This window comes from Pandoraea sp. PE-S2T-3, from assembly GCF_002179965.1.
Classification (GTDB): Bacteria; Pseudomonadota; Gammaproteobacteria; order Burkholderiales; family Burkholderiaceae; genus Pandoraea.
The window spans coordinates 125,474-141,464 of record NZ_NGUQ01000035.1 but is presented as its reverse complement, the minus strand read 5'-3'; the positions used below and the strand labels follow the sequence as shown (position 1 = coordinate 141,464).

Annotated in this window: 19 protein-coding genes; 5 read left to right on the top strand and 14 right to left on the bottom strand. The window is 64.6% G+C overall.

Annotation, left to right across the window (positions count from 1 at the left end; translation table 11 throughout):
- Positions 1 to 28: 28 nt before the first annotated feature.
- The gene (locus CDV46_RS21175; protein ID WP_087724765.1) at positions 29 to 283 is read right to left on the bottom strand and encodes a hypothetical protein; all 255 of its coding nucleotides are present in this window, start codon (positions 281 to 283) and stop codon (positions 29 to 31) included.
- Between CDV46_RS21175 and CDV46_RS21170 the strand changes: the two genes are divergently transcribed.
- Genes CDV46_RS21170 through CDV46_RS21160 form a run of 3 tightly spaced genes read left to right on the top strand, consistent with a single transcriptional unit; the run spans position 282 to position 3,896 of the window.
- Positions 282 to 878, top strand: coding sequence for a DUF4126 domain-containing protein (locus tag CDV46_RS21170; protein WP_058378117.1), 597 nt, complete (start codon positions 282 to 284; stop codon positions 876 to 878). The two genes, CDV46_RS21175 and CDV46_RS21170, sit on opposite strands and share 2 nt — an antisense overlap.
- Complete coding sequence (locus CDV46_RS21165) at positions 865 to 3,414, top strand: ABC transporter permease (RefSeq protein ID WP_254916148.1); 2,550 nt, start codon at positions 865 to 867, stop codon at positions 3,412 to 3,414. The genes CDV46_RS21170 and CDV46_RS21165 overlap by 14 nt, the downstream gene beginning before the upstream one ends.
- A gap of 35 nt (positions 3,415 to 3,449) precedes the next feature.
- The gene (locus CDV46_RS21160; protein ID WP_058378118.1) at positions 3,450 to 3,896 is read left to right on the top strand and encodes a group II truncated hemoglobin; all 447 of its coding nucleotides are present in this window, start codon (positions 3,450 to 3,452) and stop codon (positions 3,894 to 3,896) included.
- Positions 3,897 to 3,923: 27 nt separating this feature from the next.
- Here CDV46_RS21160 and CDV46_RS21155 read toward each other — a convergent pair whose 3' ends face one another.
- Complete coding sequence (locus CDV46_RS21155; RefSeq protein ID WP_087724760.1) at positions 3,924 to 4,826, bottom strand: hypothetical protein; 903 nt, start codon at positions 4,824 to 4,826, stop codon at positions 3,924 to 3,926.
- 26 nt (positions 4,827 to 4,852) lie between these two features.
- The gene (locus tag CDV46_RS21150) at positions 4,853 to 5,368 is read right to left on the bottom strand and encodes a tetratricopeptide repeat protein (protein WP_140413448.1); all 516 of its coding nucleotides are present in this window, start codon (positions 5,366 to 5,368) and stop codon (positions 4,853 to 4,855) included.
- Between the two features lie 302 nt (positions 5,369 to 5,670).
- Between CDV46_RS21150 and CDV46_RS21145 the strand changes: the two genes are divergently transcribed.
- A complete protein-coding gene (locus CDV46_RS21145) occupies positions 5,671 to 6,402 on the top strand; it encodes an alanyl-tRNA editing protein (protein WP_087724757.1) in 732 nt (243 codons plus the stop codon).
- A 43-nt stretch (positions 6,403 to 6,445) separates the two neighbouring features.
- Positions 6,446 to 7,090: a DUF924 family protein gene (locus tag CDV46_RS21140; protein WP_087724755.1), complete on the top strand. Its 645-nt coding sequence runs from the start codon at positions 6,446 to 6,448 to the stop codon at positions 7,088 to 7,090.
- 39 nt (positions 7,091 to 7,129) lie between these two features.
- Here CDV46_RS21140 and CDV46_RS21135 read toward each other — a convergent pair whose 3' ends face one another.
- The 11 genes from CDV46_RS21135 to CDV46_RS21085 all read right to left on the bottom strand — a co-directional run bounded on the left by CDV46_RS21135 (position 7,130) and on the right by CDV46_RS21085 (position 15,735).
- A complete protein-coding gene (locus CDV46_RS21135; protein WP_087724753.1) occupies positions 7,130 to 7,660 on the bottom strand; it encodes a DUF2062 domain-containing protein in 531 nt (176 codons plus the stop codon).
- A gap of 194 nt (positions 7,661 to 7,854) precedes the next feature.
- The gene (locus tag CDV46_RS21130; RefSeq protein WP_087724751.1) at positions 7,855 to 8,451 is read right to left on the bottom strand and encodes a TIGR00730 family Rossman fold protein; all 597 of its coding nucleotides are present in this window, start codon (positions 8,449 to 8,451) and stop codon (positions 7,855 to 7,857) included.
- Positions 8,452 to 8,454: 3 nt separating this feature from the next.
- Positions 8,455 to 9,123 (bottom strand): TetR/AcrR family transcriptional regulator, encoded by a 669-nt coding sequence (locus CDV46_RS21125; protein ID WP_058378125.1) that lies wholly within the window; start codon positions 9,121 to 9,123, stop codon positions 8,455 to 8,457.
- A gap of 141 nt (positions 9,124 to 9,264) precedes the next feature.
- Positions 9,265 to 9,699 (bottom strand): diacylglycerol kinase, encoded by a 435-nt coding sequence (locus CDV46_RS21120; RefSeq protein ID WP_058378126.1) that lies wholly within the window; start codon positions 9,697 to 9,699, stop codon positions 9,265 to 9,267.
- 38 nt (positions 9,700 to 9,737) lie between these two features.
- Positions 9,738 to 10,775 carry a glycosyltransferase family 4 protein gene (locus tag CDV46_RS21115; protein ID WP_087687014.1) on the bottom strand — a complete coding sequence of 346 codons (1,038 nt, stop codon included), beginning with the start codon at positions 10,773 to 10,775 and terminating at the stop codon, positions 9,738 to 9,740.
- Positions 10,776 to 10,888: 113 nt separating this feature from the next.
- Positions 10,889 to 11,815 carry a UDP-2,3-diacylglucosamine diphosphatase gene (locus CDV46_RS21110; RefSeq protein WP_371328734.1) on the bottom strand — a complete coding sequence of 309 codons (927 nt, stop codon included), beginning with the start codon at positions 11,813 to 11,815 and terminating at the stop codon, positions 10,889 to 10,891.
- Positions 11,816 to 12,084: 269 nt separating this feature from the next.
- A complete protein-coding gene (locus CDV46_RS21105; protein ID WP_087687015.1) occupies positions 12,085 to 13,071 on the bottom strand; it encodes an esterase/lipase family protein in 987 nt (328 codons plus the stop codon).
- Positions 13,068 to 13,571, bottom strand: a complete 504-nt coding sequence (locus CDV46_RS21100; protein ID WP_087687016.1) for an RDD family protein — start codon at positions 13,569 to 13,571, stop codon at positions 13,068 to 13,070. Before CDV46_RS21100 ends, CDV46_RS21105 begins: the two co-directional genes overlap by 4 nt.
- Before the next feature lie 262 nt (positions 13,572 to 13,833).
- Positions 13,834 to 14,712, bottom strand: coding sequence for a DUF3106 domain-containing protein (locus CDV46_RS21095; protein WP_176399143.1), 879 nt, complete (start codon positions 14,710 to 14,712; stop codon positions 13,834 to 13,836).
- A 22-nt stretch (positions 14,713 to 14,734) separates the two neighbouring features.
- A complete protein-coding gene (locus CDV46_RS21090; RefSeq protein WP_058378131.1) occupies positions 14,735 to 15,166 on the bottom strand; it encodes a DUF3619 family protein in 432 nt (143 codons plus the stop codon).
- Entirely contained in the window at positions 15,163 to 15,735 is a 573-nt protein-coding gene (locus CDV46_RS21085; RefSeq protein ID WP_058378132.1) for an RNA polymerase sigma factor, read from the bottom strand. Before CDV46_RS21085 ends, CDV46_RS21090 begins: the two co-directional genes overlap by 4 nt.
- Between the last annotated feature and the right edge of the window lie 256 nt (positions 15,736 to 15,991).

Below are 15,991 nucleotides of genomic sequence, written 5' to 3'. Positions count from 1 at the left end.
ACGGCAAGTGCGGCAAGTGCCCCGGCGCCTATGGGCCGAACGCCCCCCGGCGCGCGCGGCGCCCGCCGGAACGGCACTCGTGCCGGGCCCCCAAAATGTCACCGGTGGTGCGTTGCCGCAACGCGCGGCATAATGACGCCGTAACGACGATGCCGGTGATGTCGGCAAACTCGGCAATATCCGAAATGCCGGTGACATCGACCTTGAACACCGTTACCGCGCCGGCAGTGCGAGGCGCGTGATCGCACGACGCCGCCATACCGGCGGCAGCGAGGGTCACCATGCTGGAATCGATTGCGCTTGGCGCAGGGCTGTCCTGGGGCAGCGGCCTGCGGTTATACCTGACGGTGTTCTGCGCAGGGCTGGCGGCGCGTCTCGGGTGGTTGCATCTGCCGCCATCGCTGGCGGTGCTGGCGTCCACGTGGGTGTTGGCGGCGGCCGGTGTACTGGCCGCGATCGAGTTCTTCGCCGACAAAATTCCCTTCGTCGACAGCGCATGGGATGCGGTGCATACGTTCATTCGCATTCCGGCGGGCATCGTGCTGGGCGCTGCGGCGCTCGGCCAGATGGACCCGACGGTGACCGTGCTGGCCGGACTGGCCGGGGGCGCATTGGCGAGTACGGCGCATCTGGCCAAGGCCGGTAGCCGGGCACTCATCAATACATCGCCGGAACCTTTCTCCAATGTGGCGGCCTCAGCCGGCGAAGATGTTTCCACGGTGGGCGGTCTCGCGCTCGCATTCTTCCTGCCGGCCGTCTTTCTCTTGATGTTGCTGGTTTTCGTCGTATTGGCGTGGTGGTGGCTGCCGCGTGTCTGGCGTGGCTGGCGCTCCGTGCTGGCCCGGGTCAAAGGATTGAGGAACGATGGGGTTCACTGATGTTGCCCGCCAGTCGTGGCGGATGTTCCTGCGCGACTGGCGTGCAGGCGAGCTGCACCTGTTGCTCGTGGCACTGCTGTTGGCCGTCGGCGCGCTTTCCAGCGTCGGTTTTCTCTCCGATCGTATGCAGGGCGGCCTTGAGCGCGATGCGCGCCAGATGCTCGCCGCCGATCTCGTCGTTCGCAGCGACGCGCCGTTAACTCCCGATTTCTCCCGTCAGGCCCATGCCGACGGGCTCGCCACGGCGGTCGTCGCCAATTTTCCCAGCATGGCCAGTGCCATCGGCGAGAACGGTCAGGCAGGCGCCAGCCGGTTGTCCTCGCTCAAGGCCGTCAGCGACGGCTACCCGTTGCGCGGACGCGTGCGCACTGCGGCTGATGCCGCCGCCAACACGCCCGACGCCCCAGCCGCCGATATCCCGGCGCCCGGTACGGTCTGGGTCGATGCCGCGCTGCTCGACGCGCTGCACGTCAAACCCGGCGATAACGTTCGCGTGGGCAACCGCTCGCTGCGCATCGCAGCCGTCATCACGCGTGAAATGGATCGCGGCTACGGCTTCGGGTCGCTCGCACCGCGCGTCATGATGCGGTTCGATGAACTTCAGTCGACCGGTCTCGTGCAGTTCGGCAGCCGCATCACTTACCGGTTGCTCGTTGCCGGGACCGACGCGCAGGTCAGACAATTCCGCACATGGGCCGCGCCGGCGGCCGAGCAAGCCCGTGGCGTGCATCTCGAATCGCTCGAAGAAGGCCAGCCGCAAGTGCGCCAGACACTCGACCGGGCCGAACGCTTCCTCTCGCTCGTGGCGCTGCTGGCGGCCGTGCTGGCCGCAGTCGCCGTCGGTATTGCTGCGCGCCGGTATAGCGAGCGGCACCTCGACGCGTGTGCTGTCATGCGCTGCCTTGGCGTGTCGCGGGGTTCGCTGCGCGGCATGGTGACACTCGAATTCGTTGGTCTCGCACTGATTGGCGGCGTGTTGGGCGTGGCGCTCGGCTATGCCGCCCACTGGGCGTTGCTGGCCCAATTGGGGAATGTGATTCCAGCAGGGCTGCCTGCGCCGACGTGGCGTCCGGCGGCATTCGGTCTCGCCAGCGCGCTGGTGATGTTGCTGGGCTTTGCCCTGCCGCCGCTGTTGCCGCTGTCTGAAGTGGCACCGCTGCATGTGCTGCGCCGCGATGTCGTCGGCGGCGCGCGTCGTCAGGGCTGGCTCGCCTATGGGGCAAGTGCGCTGGCCTTCGCTGCGCTGTTGCTCTTTGCCGCCCGTGATCTGCGCCTTGGGGCGATGGTGGCGGGGGGCTTTGTGGCGGGCGCGATCGTGTTCGCGGCGCTCGCTTGGCTGGCGATTCGCGGGCTGGCCGCGTGGGCACGCCGCAGTGGTCCGGTGGGGGGGGCGATGGGGGGAATCGGCTGGCGATATGCGCTGGCCGGGCTGCGTCGCCGTGGACTCGGCAGCGCCTTGCAGGTGGTCGCGCTGGGGTTAGGCTTGATGGCGCTGTTGCTGCTCGCCGTCACGCGTAACGATCTGGTCGCGGGCTGGCGGCAGTCGAGCCCGGTCGATGCACCCAACCGCTTCGTTATCGATATTCAACCGGGTCAGGATGCCCCGGTGCTGGCCCAACTGCGCGCGGCCGGTTTGCCCGACGTGCAACTCTCGCCGATGATCCGGGCGCGGATGACGGCGATCAACGGCCAGCCGGTGACGGGTGACCGTTACACGGAGGAACGGGCGCGACGGCTGGCGGAGCGGGAATTCAATTTGTCGTACACGACGGCATTGCCCGACGGCAATCGCGTGACGGCCGGCCAGTGGTATGGCGATTCAACGACACCGCAGATTTCGATGGAAGAGGGCATTGCGAAGACGCTTGGCCTCAAGTTGGGCGACACGCTGCGTTTTGAAGTGACCGGACAGACGATCGATGCCCCGATTACCAGCCTGCGCAAGCTCGACTGGGGTTCGATGCGGGTGAATTTCTTCGTGGTCATGCCGCCGGCGGCATTGCGCGACTTCCCGATGACGTGGATTACGTCGTTCCATCTGGATGCGCCCCAGCAGAGCGTGGCCGATGCGCTCGTGCGCCAGTTTCCCAACGTGACGGTGATCGATACCGGCGCGTTGCTCGCACAGATTCAGCAGATTCTGTCGCAGGTGATCGATGCCGTGCAGGCGTTGTTCCTGTTCACGCTCGCGGCGGGGGTGCTGGTGCTCTATGCGGCGCTCGCGGGCACGCGTGACGAACGCATGCGCGAGAGCGGCATCTTGCGCGCGTTGGGTGCGTCGTCGCGGCAGTTGCGCGACGTGCATCTGGCGGAATTGGTGACGGTGGGGGCGCTGGCTGGTTTGCTGGCAGCGTTCGGTGCCGGGGCGTTGGGCTGGGCACTCGCGCGCTACGTATTCGAGTTCTCGCTGACGTTCAACCCATGGCTGCCGTTGCTGGGCATTGCGGCGGGCGTACTGTGTGCGCTGGCTGGCGGGTGGAGCGGCCTGCGGGCGGTGTTGCGCCAGTCGGCGCTGCGCACGCTGCGCGAGGTGTAAGGCGTTTGTTTCAGCGCTCGGGCACAATAGCGGCCATGACGACCGAAAACTCCTCCCAAACTTCCCCGATCGCGGACGACGATGCGCAGGACACGCCTGCGCAGCCGACCGCGTTCTCCTTGCTCGGCGGTGAAGCGCGCGTACGCGAACTCGTCGACCGGTTCTACGATTTGATGGACCTGGAGCCGGAATTCGCCGGTATCCGCAGCCTGCATCCCGAATCGATGGATGGCTCGCGCGACAAGCTGTTCTGGTTCCTGTGCGGCTGGCTCGGCGGCCCGAACCACTACATCGAGCGGTTCGGCCATCCGATGCTGCGTGCCCGTCACCTGCCGTTCCCGATTGCCAGCAGCGAGCGCGACCAGTGGCTGCGCTGCATCGCTCTGGCCATGCAGGACATCGGCGTGGAAGCCTCGCTTCAGGAACGGCTCATGCAGGCGTTCTACGGCACCGCCGACTGGATGCGCAACCGGGCAGGGTAAAGCCAGCGTTGCCGACGTTGCGCGCTGTCAGACCTGCGTGTGCGCTGCCGGGGTCTCGCCACTTCCAATGTCGATATGCCGCATGTCGACGGCAACCTCCCGGGTGATGCCCGTGACGGGGTCGGCCGTTGGCTCGATGGGCGTTTCATCCACTTTGGGCACGGCTGCCGGGGCGTCTTCCCCGGACAGCCGGCGCTTGAGGTCACTCGCCCACTCGGGTAGCGCGTTGAGCAGGCTGCGGCTGCTGTCGTAGAAGGCGGCTCCGGCCGCGCCGGTCATCATCGACACGGTGGCCGCGATCCCCAGATCTCTGTCGAATGTCTCTGCGGTTTCGGTACGCTGCTTGGTCGAGTTGTGGGCGTGGGCCTGTGACGCAATAGCCAGGCCCCCGGCCACGGCGATGCCGACGACGTGTTCGACGGTGTCGAGACGCTTTTGGGCAGTCTCCGAGTACCCGCGCTTGTTCGCCAGCCAGTGCATCCACGTCATGCCACTGATGTCGCTGGCTTTGGCGTCGGGGTGGGTTCGGTAATGGTCGATTTGCGCCAGCGCGTTGAGCACGCCGGAAACGCCGATCGACAACGCGACATCGACGCGCACCCACTCGCGGTAACTCTCTTCTTCGCTCTCGAATTCCGCTTCCATCATGTCCGTAAATGGCACCGCGAAGCTCATGATTCGTGCCGCCGTGCCGATCATTCCCTTGGCAATGGCATGCTGACATTCCCGGCGTTCCGGAGCCGGGTCGAGCAGCTGCACGTTCGCCACTTTCGATGCGAAGTGGCGGACCCGGTCGGTGAAGCCTTCTCGCAACTGCGTCAACGCGTTGCCGATACCCGACGAGGCGGCGCCCGCCTCGTTGGCGGCCGGATGGCCGGTGTTGACTGTGGGTTCGATGTAGGCAGGGTGTGTGCTGAAGCTCAAATTCATAACGATATCTTCGGGGGGAGGGGTGTTCAGAGGGTGGCGAGCAGTTGCCGGGCCCGGAGGCCGAATTCGGCATGCAACGGAAGGCGGCGACTGATTTCCGCTACCGCTTGCAATAGGCTTCGCGCCAGTTCGGGGTCTCGCGTCTTGATAAGGCAGCAGGCGGCGACGTACGCCGGCTCGGGGTCTTCCGAGTCAAGCATGGCGGCGGTGATCAGCGGGCTCGCGGCCAGCGCGTACGCTTGGCGCGCATACAGCGCATAGCCAAGCAGCTTGAGCGCACCCAGATGCAACGGGCGCTTGCGCAAGAGCGCCGTCAGGTGGGCGACCGTGCTTTCATGGTCGCCGGCGTCGTATCGGGCACAGGCATGCAGGAAGGACGCCCGATCGTCCGGATCGCCGTCGAGTTCTTGCAATGCTGCGTTCGGCAATTCGCGCGTCGGCGGCTTCGGCGTCGTGGTGCCCGGCAACTCGCTACGAGGAGGTTGCGCGGTATCGGCCGACTCGGGACGATGGGGGGCACTGTGAGCGGCTTCTGGTCTCATCTGGATTCCTTTCTGTTGACGTGCCACATCGACTGCGGCACTCGGAATCATCCTAAGTGGCCCTTTCGCCCCGTTCTGTTGCGGCAAGACATTGCTTTGGTTTGCGAGACGAATGTCAGATCGATTGGGAATCGCTGACCGTTTCTTTATGCGCCGTGACTCGTTCGTCCGGACTTTGGCCGGATGCCGGGAACTCGGGCGATGCCTTGCGCCGTGCACCGTACTGGTCCGAAAGCGAGGGATTGGCCCTTGTCATGGCAGCCGAAACCGCGCGACTATGTCCAATTCCAGAAGGAGACACCATGTCCACAGAAGCGCTGTTCCGACAAGACGCCTATCTGCGCCAATGCGAGGCGCGTATCACCCATATCGACGAGAACGGCATCATGCTCGATCGCACGGTGTTCTACCCGCTTGGCGGCGGACAGGCCGGCGATGCGGGCGCGTTCGTGCTGGCCGACGGCGCGCGCCTCACGATTGCCGACACCCGTAAGTCGAAGCACGAAGGCGCGACGCCTGACGACGCGGTGCACGTGCCCGCCGAAGGGCAGGCCGAGGCGCTTGCCGTTCTCAAGGTCGGCGACGTCGTGCAAGCGGAGATCGATTGGGAGCGGCGTTTTCGTCATATGCGCTTTCACACCGCGTCGCATCTGATGTGCGCCGTGTTGCCGCATCCGGTGGACGGTTGCAGCATCACGCCGGAATACGCGCGGCTCGACTTCGTGACCAACGACCCCATCGAGCGCGAAGCCGTCGAAGCGGGGCTGGCTGCACTGGTGGCAGCGGCGCGTGCGGTGCGCATCGACAGCATCAGCGATGAAGAGATGGCGGCGCGTCCGGAACTGGTGCGCACGATGAGCGTGAAGCCGCCGATGGGGCTCGGCCGCGTGCGTCTGGTGAGCATCGAAGGGATCGATCTTCAGCCTTGCGGCGGCACGCATGTGGCCAACACGGCCGAAATCGGTGCGTTGCGCGTGAGCAAGATCGAGAAGAAGACGTCGCGCACGCGCCGTGTCGTGCTGGCGTTTGCGTGAGTCTGGCATCATGCGGGCTTCCCGTCCCGAGATGAGAGGCACCATGTCGAACCCCTCCCCCGCAACTGCACCCTCGACGAACGCTACCAACGCTACGAACGCGGCGAACGACTCGCCATGGCAGGCGGTCCTCGATTTCTGGTTCGGCACGCCTGACGCCGAGGTGTACGGGCTGGCCCGGCCGGAGTGGTTCCGAAAATCGGACGCGTTCGACGAGGAGATTCGCACACGCTTCGGCGTCAGTTACGCGCAAGCGCTCGCGGGTGAACTCGACGACTGGGCGAACACGCCATTGGGCGCGTGCGCCTTGATCGTGATGCTCGATCAGTTCTCGCGGAATCTGTTCCGTGGCAAGGCGGATGCGTTTGCGGGCGATGCACGGGCATTGGCGGTGGCGCGCCGGTTGGTGGAGGCGGGCGACGATCAGCGTCTGCCGACGCCCCAGCATCGTGTGTTCGTCTACCTGCCGTTCGAGCATGACGAATCGCTCGAAAGTCAGCATGTCTCGCTTGAGCTATACGAACAGCTCGCCAAGTCACATGGGATGGTCGATAACCTCGATTACGCGCGCCGCCACGCGGTGATCATCGAGCGTTTCGGGCGCTATCCGCATCGCAATGCGGCGTTGGGACGTGCATCGACGCCCGAGGAAATCGCGTTTCTGAAGGAGCCTGGCTCGTCGTTCTGACGGCCGGTGCGCGGCGACGTGCTGGCGGCTGGCGAGCGGCTATTGCCGTGCCGCCACCGCAATCGCCTTGCGCTGCTGATGCCAGCGGATCGCAAAGAAGCCGATGACGTAAGCCAGTGCGGCGCTCACGCACGCGCTGGTGGCGAGGCCGGTGGCCAGATGCAGCGTTGCCGCGCCGAAATCGAAATTCATCATTTGCGTCCACAGGCCTTCACTCGCGCGTGTGGCGGCCGCAACGCCCGCCTCGATCTCTTCCCGGGGTGACCATTCCAGCATCCAACGCCCCAGACGGTGTGCCCCCAGATACACGAACGGCACCGTCAACGGGTTGGTGATGAAGGTGCCTGCCGCGGCGATAAACAAATTGCCGCGCAGAAAAGCCGCTGCCAGCAACGCCACGAGAATCTGTCCCACCGGGAACAGAATGCCGAAGAACACCCCGCACGCGAGCCCGATCGCCACACCGCGTGGCGTAGCCTGCCAAAGACTGCGACGCAGCAACAGGCCCGCATGCGGGCGCAGCCAGCGAGAGCGCAAAAGCCGCATCGGGCGAAGCATCTTTAACATCATGGGCAGGTCGCTCGTCGAGGAAGGGGAACCCGGGCGGGCACGGGGCAACTGATGTCTGAGTTGCGTGCGTCACAAGAGTTCAACGGCAGGCCCGGCATGGGCGAACGCTTGCCGCGACGGCGCAAAGTGAGGGGGAGGGCGAGGAGGAAGCCCGCGCGGCCATCACAATGACCGCGCGGCAGGGCGTTGAACCCTTAGATCTGCGTGCGCTGGTCGGACCAGCGATTGATTTGCGAAGGCTTGAAGTGGCGCACGGTGTCGAGCAACGCTTCGGGCGAAGCGGCAACCTGCAACTGATCGAGTTGCGGGCCCTTGAGGAATTGCTCCGTAACCATCGACTTGAGGAACACGAGCAGCGGATCGTAATACTGCTCGACGTTCAGCAAACCGATCGGCTTGGCGTGGTAGCCGATCTGCAACCACGTGAACACTTCGAACAGCTCTTCGCACGTGCCGATACCGCCCGGCATGGCGATGAACGCGTCCGACAGGTCGGCCATCATCTGCTTGCGCTGGTGCATGTTCTCGACCACATGCAATTCGGTCAGCCCGGTATGGCCGACCTCCTTCTCCATCAGCGCTTTCGGAATGATGCCGATGACCTGACCGCCATGCGCGAGCACGGCGTCCGCAATGATGCCCATCAGGCCGACCTTGCCGCCGCCGTACACGAGCCGGATGCCGGCTTCGGCCATGTGACGGCCCAGCTCGCGTGCCGCGTCGGCGTAGGCCGGGCGCACGCCGGTCGCGGCGCCGCAATAAATACAAATGGATTTGACTTCCGGGGTCATGCCTTACTGCACTCCTTTGGACGATGATTCGTGAGCCATCCGGTCGTACATCGCGCGTGAGCTGCCTTTCAGATACGGCGCCATTTGCGAGAGGATGTGATAGCTCGCCTGATGCAGGCCCGCGCCGATCTCCTCCGGATCGTTGTACTTGCGCGGATTCATCACGAATTGATAAGACAGCCAGTACGTGGAAAGCACCACCATGTTGGTGGTGACCACTTCGATCTGCTCCGACGTGATTTCCATTTCACCGTCGGCGACGAGCATGTCGCACATCTCGCGGGCGAAGCGTTTCTTATGGCCCACGATCTGTTTGAAGTGCGTCTCGAGCGTCCGGTTACGGGCGAGCAGATCGTTCAGGTCGCGGTAAAGGAAGCGGAAGCGCCACAGAAACTCGGACATGTATTGCAGATACGTCCAGACTTCATCGAGCGTCGGTTTGTGATCGTCGGGCAGCCGCAGTCGCCGTTCGATTTCCTGCTCGAACTGCGCAAAGATGCTGTTGATGATGTCGTCTTTGTTGCGGAAGTGGTAGTACAGATTGCCGGGGCTGATTTTCATCTCCTCGGCAATCGTGGTGGTCGTAACGTTGGGTTCGCCGATTTCGTTGAAGAGTCGAAGCGACACCTCAAGAATTCGTTCGCGGGTTCGGCGTGGCGGCTTTGCTTCCATGTCTGTCGGCCCCGGTTGGCGGCAAGCTCGGCGAAGGAGTTTCTCCGCTTGCGTTTATGAAATAAGTATCACTGGGTACGGCGCCGATTATACCCGGCAGCGGGGCGCTGCCAAGCGTGGGAAGGTGCGCCGTGAGCGATCTTAGAAAAACGCGGAGCGAACGAGTTCGACGATGACGGGGCCAGCCAGAGACGCCCAGGTGAGCAAGCACAGGCCGAGTGCAACCAGCACGGCGGCGCTGCCGAAATCCTTGGCACGTTTGGAGAGTTCGTGCCGTTCAAGGGAAATACGGTCAATGGCCGCCTCGATACTCGAATTGACCAGCTCGATGATCAGCACGAGCAGGATCGATCCGATGAGCAGTACGCGCTCGACGGCGGTGACCGGCAGGAAGATCGCTGCCGGCAGCAAGATGGCGGCAAGCGCCAGCTCCTGCCGGAAAGCGCTCTCTTCGAACACGGCAAACTTGAATCCGGACAAGGAGTACTTCAATGCACGCCAGGCGCGCATGACGCCCCGGTTGCCCTTGTACGGATTCGGCGTTTTGTCGCGTGGCGGCGGATGGTCGATGAACAAGCGTCAGGTTCCTCGCCGCAACGGGCTTGAGAGGGAGATCAGAGGGCAGGCGCGAGCGATGACGACTCGGGCGTGCGCGGGTGCAGGTGCGAAACAAACTCTTCTGAGGCAGCCTGCCACGAGAAACGTTCCGCCCATGCCCGTGCACTTTCGCGCGAAACCTTGAGCGCATCAAGGCACGCTTCACGCAGATCTTCGCGCAAAGCCCCCGCGTCACCTTCCGGGCACCCATGCATCACGTCGATGGGGCCGGTGACCGGGTAGGCCGCCACAGGCAGGCCGCAGGCCATCGCTTCGAGCAGCACCAGACCGAATGTGTCGGTGCGGCTCGGGAAGACGAACACGTCGGCCGACGCGTACACCTTCGCAAGCTCGGGCTGCGAGAGCATGCCGAGATAATTCACATCGGGATAACGCGAGCGAAGCTCCGCCAGTTGCGGCCCTTCACCGGCGACCCATTTCGAGCCCGGCAGGTCAAGCTTCAGAAATGCCTCAATGTTCTTCTCCACGGCAACGCGTCCTACGTAGAGGAAGATCGGATGGGCTGAATTTAACACATGGGATTCCTGCGGGCGGAAGATGTCGAGATCGACGCCGCGCGTCCACAGCACCACGTTGTTGAAGCCGTTGGCTTCGAGATCGCGCTTGACCACGGGCGTGGGGGCCATCACGGCGCGCGACGGCTTGTGGAACCAGCGCAGAAAGCGGTACGTGGTGGCCAGCGGCAAGCCGAAACGCGCCTGCACGTACTCGGGGAAACGCGTGTGATAGGCCGTGGTGAACGGAAAATCGTTGCGTTTGGCCCACTTTCGCGCGGCCATGCCGAGCGGGCCTTCCGTGGCGATGTGCAGCGCGTCGGGCGCGAACTCTTCGATTCGGCGCTTCACCTGAGCGCCGACGAAAAAGGCCAGTCGAATCTCGGGGTAGGTGGGGCACGGCAGCGTGCGGAATTCCTGCGGCGTGAGCAGCTCGACGCGATGGCCGGCGGCTTCCAGTTGAGCGCGCGTGTTCTTCAGCGTGCGGACCACACCGTTAATCTGCGGATCCCAGGCGTCGGTGACGATCATGATTTTCATCGGGCGCTCCTTCGCGCACTTGGCGCGAGTCATAGGTGAAGTCATCGGGGCCAGCGCTGACGTGCTGATGCGTAGATGCGTTGATGCGCTCAAGCGCTTACGCACATAAGCACTTAAGCGCTGACCGGCGTGCTCTTGGCCGTGGCGCGGACACCACGTTTTTGCGTCCAGTAGATGATGCGTAACTCGCCTTCGGTGGTTTCGACCAGCGCCGAGAGGCTCTCGACCCAGTCGCCGTCGTTGCAGTACAGCAGGCCATCGATTTCGCGAATCTCCGGCTTATGGATGTGACCGCACACCACGCCGTCGCAACCGCGGCGGCGCGCTTCGTCGGCCATGACGTTCTCGAACGCCGAGATGAAGTTCACGGCGTTTTTCACCTGATGCTTCAGGTACTGCGAGAGCGACCAGTACGGGAAGCCGAAGCGCGTGCGCACACGGTTGAACCAGCGGTTGAGCAGCAGCGTGAGCGTGTAGAGCGAGTCGCCCAGATACGCGAGCCACTTGGCGTGCTGAATCACGCCGTCGAACAGGTCGCCGTGGGTGATCCAGAGGCGCTTGCCGGTGAGCGTGGTGTGGAAGGCCTCGTCGCGCACGGCAATGTCACCGAAGGCGAGACCGCAGAACTGTCGCGCCGCTTCGTCGTGATTGCCCGGCACGTAGACCACCTGCGTACCCTTGCGCGCCCGGCGCAGCATCTTCTGCACGACGTCGTTGTGCGCTTGCGGCCAGTGCCAGCCCTTGCGCAGATGCCACCCGTCGATGATGTCGCCCACGAGATAGAGGTAGTCCGACTCGTGGTGGCGCAGAAAGTCGAGCAGGTAGTCCGCCTGACAGCCCTGCGTGCCCAGATGGATGTCCGAGAGCCAGATCGTGCGATAGCGCGTGATGCCTTCGGGCGGCGGATCGAGCGGATCGGGAGTGTCGGGCGGCAGGTCGATCGTGGAGGGCGGTGCGGCGGGGGGCGTGGCGGGCGGGGCGGTGGGGCGTCCCGGTGGTGCGTCGGCAAAGCGACCGGCGCGAGCCGCAGGGGGGGTGATCGGCAGCTCAAAGGTGGGTGTCGTCGTCATAGCGGCTCGCACGTCGCGTTGAACATGCGTGCATTACGCCGTGCCTTCGTGAAGGCACGATGACAGTCATGGACGTGTCTTGAATGTGTCTTGGACCGTGGCGGCGATGCGACAGGGTTTCGCGCCCTTGCGGCGGGGGCCTGCGTGTCGATTACTGCGGATTACAGCGGGGCGTTTGCGGGCAGGGTGGGCATGCGAGATCGGCGCTGCGTGCTGGGCGAGGTTGCCGACGAGCGGCCTCAAGCCCCGTGGCGAAGGCCTTGCGCGACACGTTCGAGGGTTTCCAGCACGAGCGCCCGCGCCCGCGGATGGGTGCCGAGCGACACGTGGCCGAGCTTGTCGAGTGCGATGTTGCGGGCGCCCGGTAATACGGAAGTGCGCACGGGATACACGACATTGTCGTGATACGTGTAAATCGATGTGATGCGCGTGCGCTCGGCGTCGCTTTCGCCGTTGGCAAGGGCGACCAGCCATTCGCTGCCGAGACCCATCTGGTGCACGTTGCGTCCGATGCCGTGACGGGCGTGCAGCGTGCCGAAATGCGGCGAGCCCAGCGTGACGGTGTGGATGACGGGCAGTGTCGGGAAGCGGCGCAGACAGGCGCGTGCCGCAATACCGCCCATGCTGTGTCCGACCAGCACGACCGGCAGACGGGTGCGTTCGGCCAAGGCTTGGGTGGCGTTGGCGATGGCCTCGGCGTAGTCGTCGATGTCACCGAATATCGGCCCGAGATTGATCGCGTCGTTGTGATATCCCGCATCGGCCAGATGGTGCGAGAAGCGCAGCCAGAAAGCGCGATTGCAGCCGTAGCCGTGCAGCAGCAACACGGCGACCGGGCGGGCCGGACCGGTCGGCGAGGCCGTGGGGGCGGTGCTGCGCCAAGGCTGGTAGATGTCGAGCAGCAGGATCGAGGCCGCGCACTCGTACGCCCAGACGGCGATGTTCGTGCCCCCGCTCGTGCGCCGCTCCGGCGTGGGATCGGCGTTGGCCGCCATGGTGAAGCCCGCCGCGAGGCCGACGGCATGCGACACCGGCAGCCAGAGCAGTGTCCACAGAAGCGTGGTCCATGGGCTGTGCCACGTGGCCCATGTGGCGATGGCGACGACGAGCGAAAGCAGAACCTCGACGCCGCCGAAGATGACGTGCGGGCGCGATGCGCGATAGGGGCGGACTGCCCCGGTGGTGCCGGATGGACCCGAGGGGCCAGCGTCGCGCGGTGGACTCATTTGCCCAGTACGCTCACGAGACGCGTGCCCGCGAGGCGGTCATGCACGAATTGATGATCGGGCATGACGCGCATGGCCAGCGCCCAGAGCACGATCCAGCCACTGAGCAGCGCAACGCTGTTCCAGCCGGTCAGGCCCAGCGTCCAGTCGAGCGCCATTGCAGGCAGAACCCAGAGCCACGCGAGCACGTAGCGCGCAATCGCGCGACCGAAGCCGAGCGGTTGGCCGTGGGCATCGACCACGCGAATCTTCCATGTCTTCATGGCGAGCGTCTGTCCGCCATGCGTCCAGAACCATACGAAATAGGCCCCCAGCACGAGGAACAGCCACGCCTGCATCGCGTGGCGGTACATCAGCCCGCTGTGCTGCTGGGTCAGTGCGCTGAACAGGTAGCCCGCGAGAAACAACACGCCGAAGAGCAGCAGCGACTCGTAGACCATCGACAACAGGCGACGGCGCAGCGTCGGCACGGCGTAGCTGCCGCCATCAGGCGCGGGCATGGCCGACCCGGGGCGTGACTGGGCAGTGGAGGGTGAGGCGGACGAGGGATCGCGGGTCGTGGCGGAGTCGGTCATCGCAGCGTGGTCTGAGGTCTTATAGTCGGGTGCGCCGGTTGCGGCGCGCCCGCACTGGGCAATGCGTCGCCCATTATGCGGAAGATTACGGCGATGGGCCAGCCAACGGGCAATTCGAGCGGGCGGCCCAATGCAAAACGGCCGCCCGGAGGCGGCCGTCTGATGACGCGTTGGCAAGGCCAAGCGATCAATTGTGGTGGTACAGATCCGAGTTGAAGACAGCGTCGCCGCGGTCGTTGACCGAATTGCCGTTGGCTGTCGCAGCACTGGCGGCGGCAGCGGTGCCACCTGCGGCGGCGGCCGAGGCGCTCTGGCCCGTGCCGGGTGCGGCCGCCGGTGACGATGCACCGCCCGGCATGGACGGGCCCGGTACCGGCAGGGCGCCGTTCTTGCCCGTGGTGCCGGCATCCTTGCGATGCACCGCGGCGTATGGATTCTTGACGCCTGTGCGGCCCGACGGCGGCGCGCTTACCACGTTGGGACGGTTGGACTGCTTCTTGTCGTCCGCGGCCAGGCGCTTCTTCTGATCGTCGGTGAGTTGCTGATACTGCTGCCAGACCTGCGCCTTACGGTCAGGCGGCAATGTCTTGGCGTTCTGATAGCTCTCGCGTGCCAGTTGGCGCTGCTCGGGCGTCAGGCGGACCCAGTCGGCCATGCGGTCGTGCAGGCGCTTGCGGCCTTCGGGCGAGAGCGTATCGAAGCGTTTGGCGATTTCGACCCACTTCTCGCGCTGGCGATCGCTCATGCGATTCCAGTCCTGCGCGAGCGGCGACAGGGCTTCACGCTGGGCGGGGGTGAGTTTGGCCCAGTAACCGCCGGGCGACGGCAGGGCGGCTGCCGGGGCACTGGCAGTGGCGCCCGAGAGGCTGCCTACGGCGGCGCTGGCGGCACCGGGCACGCCCGGCGTTGCCGAGGCGCCCAATGCACCCGAGGCGCCGGCATCGGCGATGACCGGCGGTGCGTCGGAGATCGGCTCAGGGGCTTGCGAGCGGCGCAGCGCTGCCGTGCCGGCGAGCGCGGCCACGATAAGCGCGGCGACCAGAAAAAGTACGTTGCGTCGCGTCACAGGGCGGTCTTGGAGGGTGGGACTACTGGGCACGCTTCAGATAGGCGTTGAAACCGTGATCGGCGTAAGCCGACAGCGGCAGTTCGTCGCTGAGTACTGCGGCATCGATGTCCGCAAGGTCCTGAATGTGTTGCTGATGTTCCCAGTAGGCGATACCTGCCAGACCGATCACCAATGCGGCGAGCGGCCAGAGCAAGCCCAGACGGCCCAGTTTGTCGAATGCGCGGCGCGGCCCGCCGATTTCCGGCGTACCTCCCACGGCACCGACACCTGCGAGCACCAGCGCCGGTTGCACAACGGCCACCGGTTCGGGCTTCTTGCGCGCAAGCGCTTCCTGACGTGCAGCCGCCAACCGGGCCGCGATGTTCGGCGACGGTGCGTCGGATGCTTCGTCAAGCAGCAGTCGCACGCGATGTGCGAAGCGAATTTCCCTCGTTTCCAGATCGTGACTCATAACCTGATCCCTTTTGCCTTCAACGCTGCCGCCAGCGCGTGTGTGGCGCGTGAGCAGTGCGTCTTGACGCTGCCTTCCGAGCACCCCATCGTGGCAGCGGTCTCGGCAACGTCCATGTCCTCCCAGTAACGCATGAGGAAGGCTTCTCGTTGACGTGCAGGTAGCTTCTGTATCTCGGATTCAATAATGGAGAGGATTTCCGCCCGTGAAACCTGGTCCTCGCTGCTCTCGGTCTGTACTGACCCATCTTGGGAGAGCAAGGTTTCCAGCGGATCGTAATCGTCGCGGTCGTCGTCGGCGGCGCCCCCGAGATTCGAGAATAGCGTCACCCAGGTGTTGCGCACCTTTTGACGCCGGAAATAGTCGTGAATCGTGTTTTGCAGAATGCGCGTGAAGAGCAGCGGCAGGTCGGCCGGCGGCTTGTCGCCGTACTTCTCGGCGAGGCGGATCATCGCATCCTGAACGATATCGAGGGCGGCCTCGTCGTCACGAACGGCATAGACGGCCTGCTTGAAGGCGCGCCGTTCGATGCCCGCGAGAAAATCCGCCAGTTCCTTGTCAGATGCCATCCGGTGGGGTGCACGCAGCGTTGCCCGCTGCGCCTTTGAAATGCCGTGTAAGCGTAAAGATTACGTAAAGATCGCGTAGTCGGTGCGGATGCTACCAAAAACGCGCGCCCATGTAACCGCTTTTCACCGCGTGTGCTTCATTGCCACACGTAATGAGCCGAAAGGCTTCCTATCGTGTAAGGATTGTGCACCAGCATGGGGCGCAATAGCGCATGGTGTGGGAATGTTGCGAAGCGGACTTTGCAATCATGCTGCA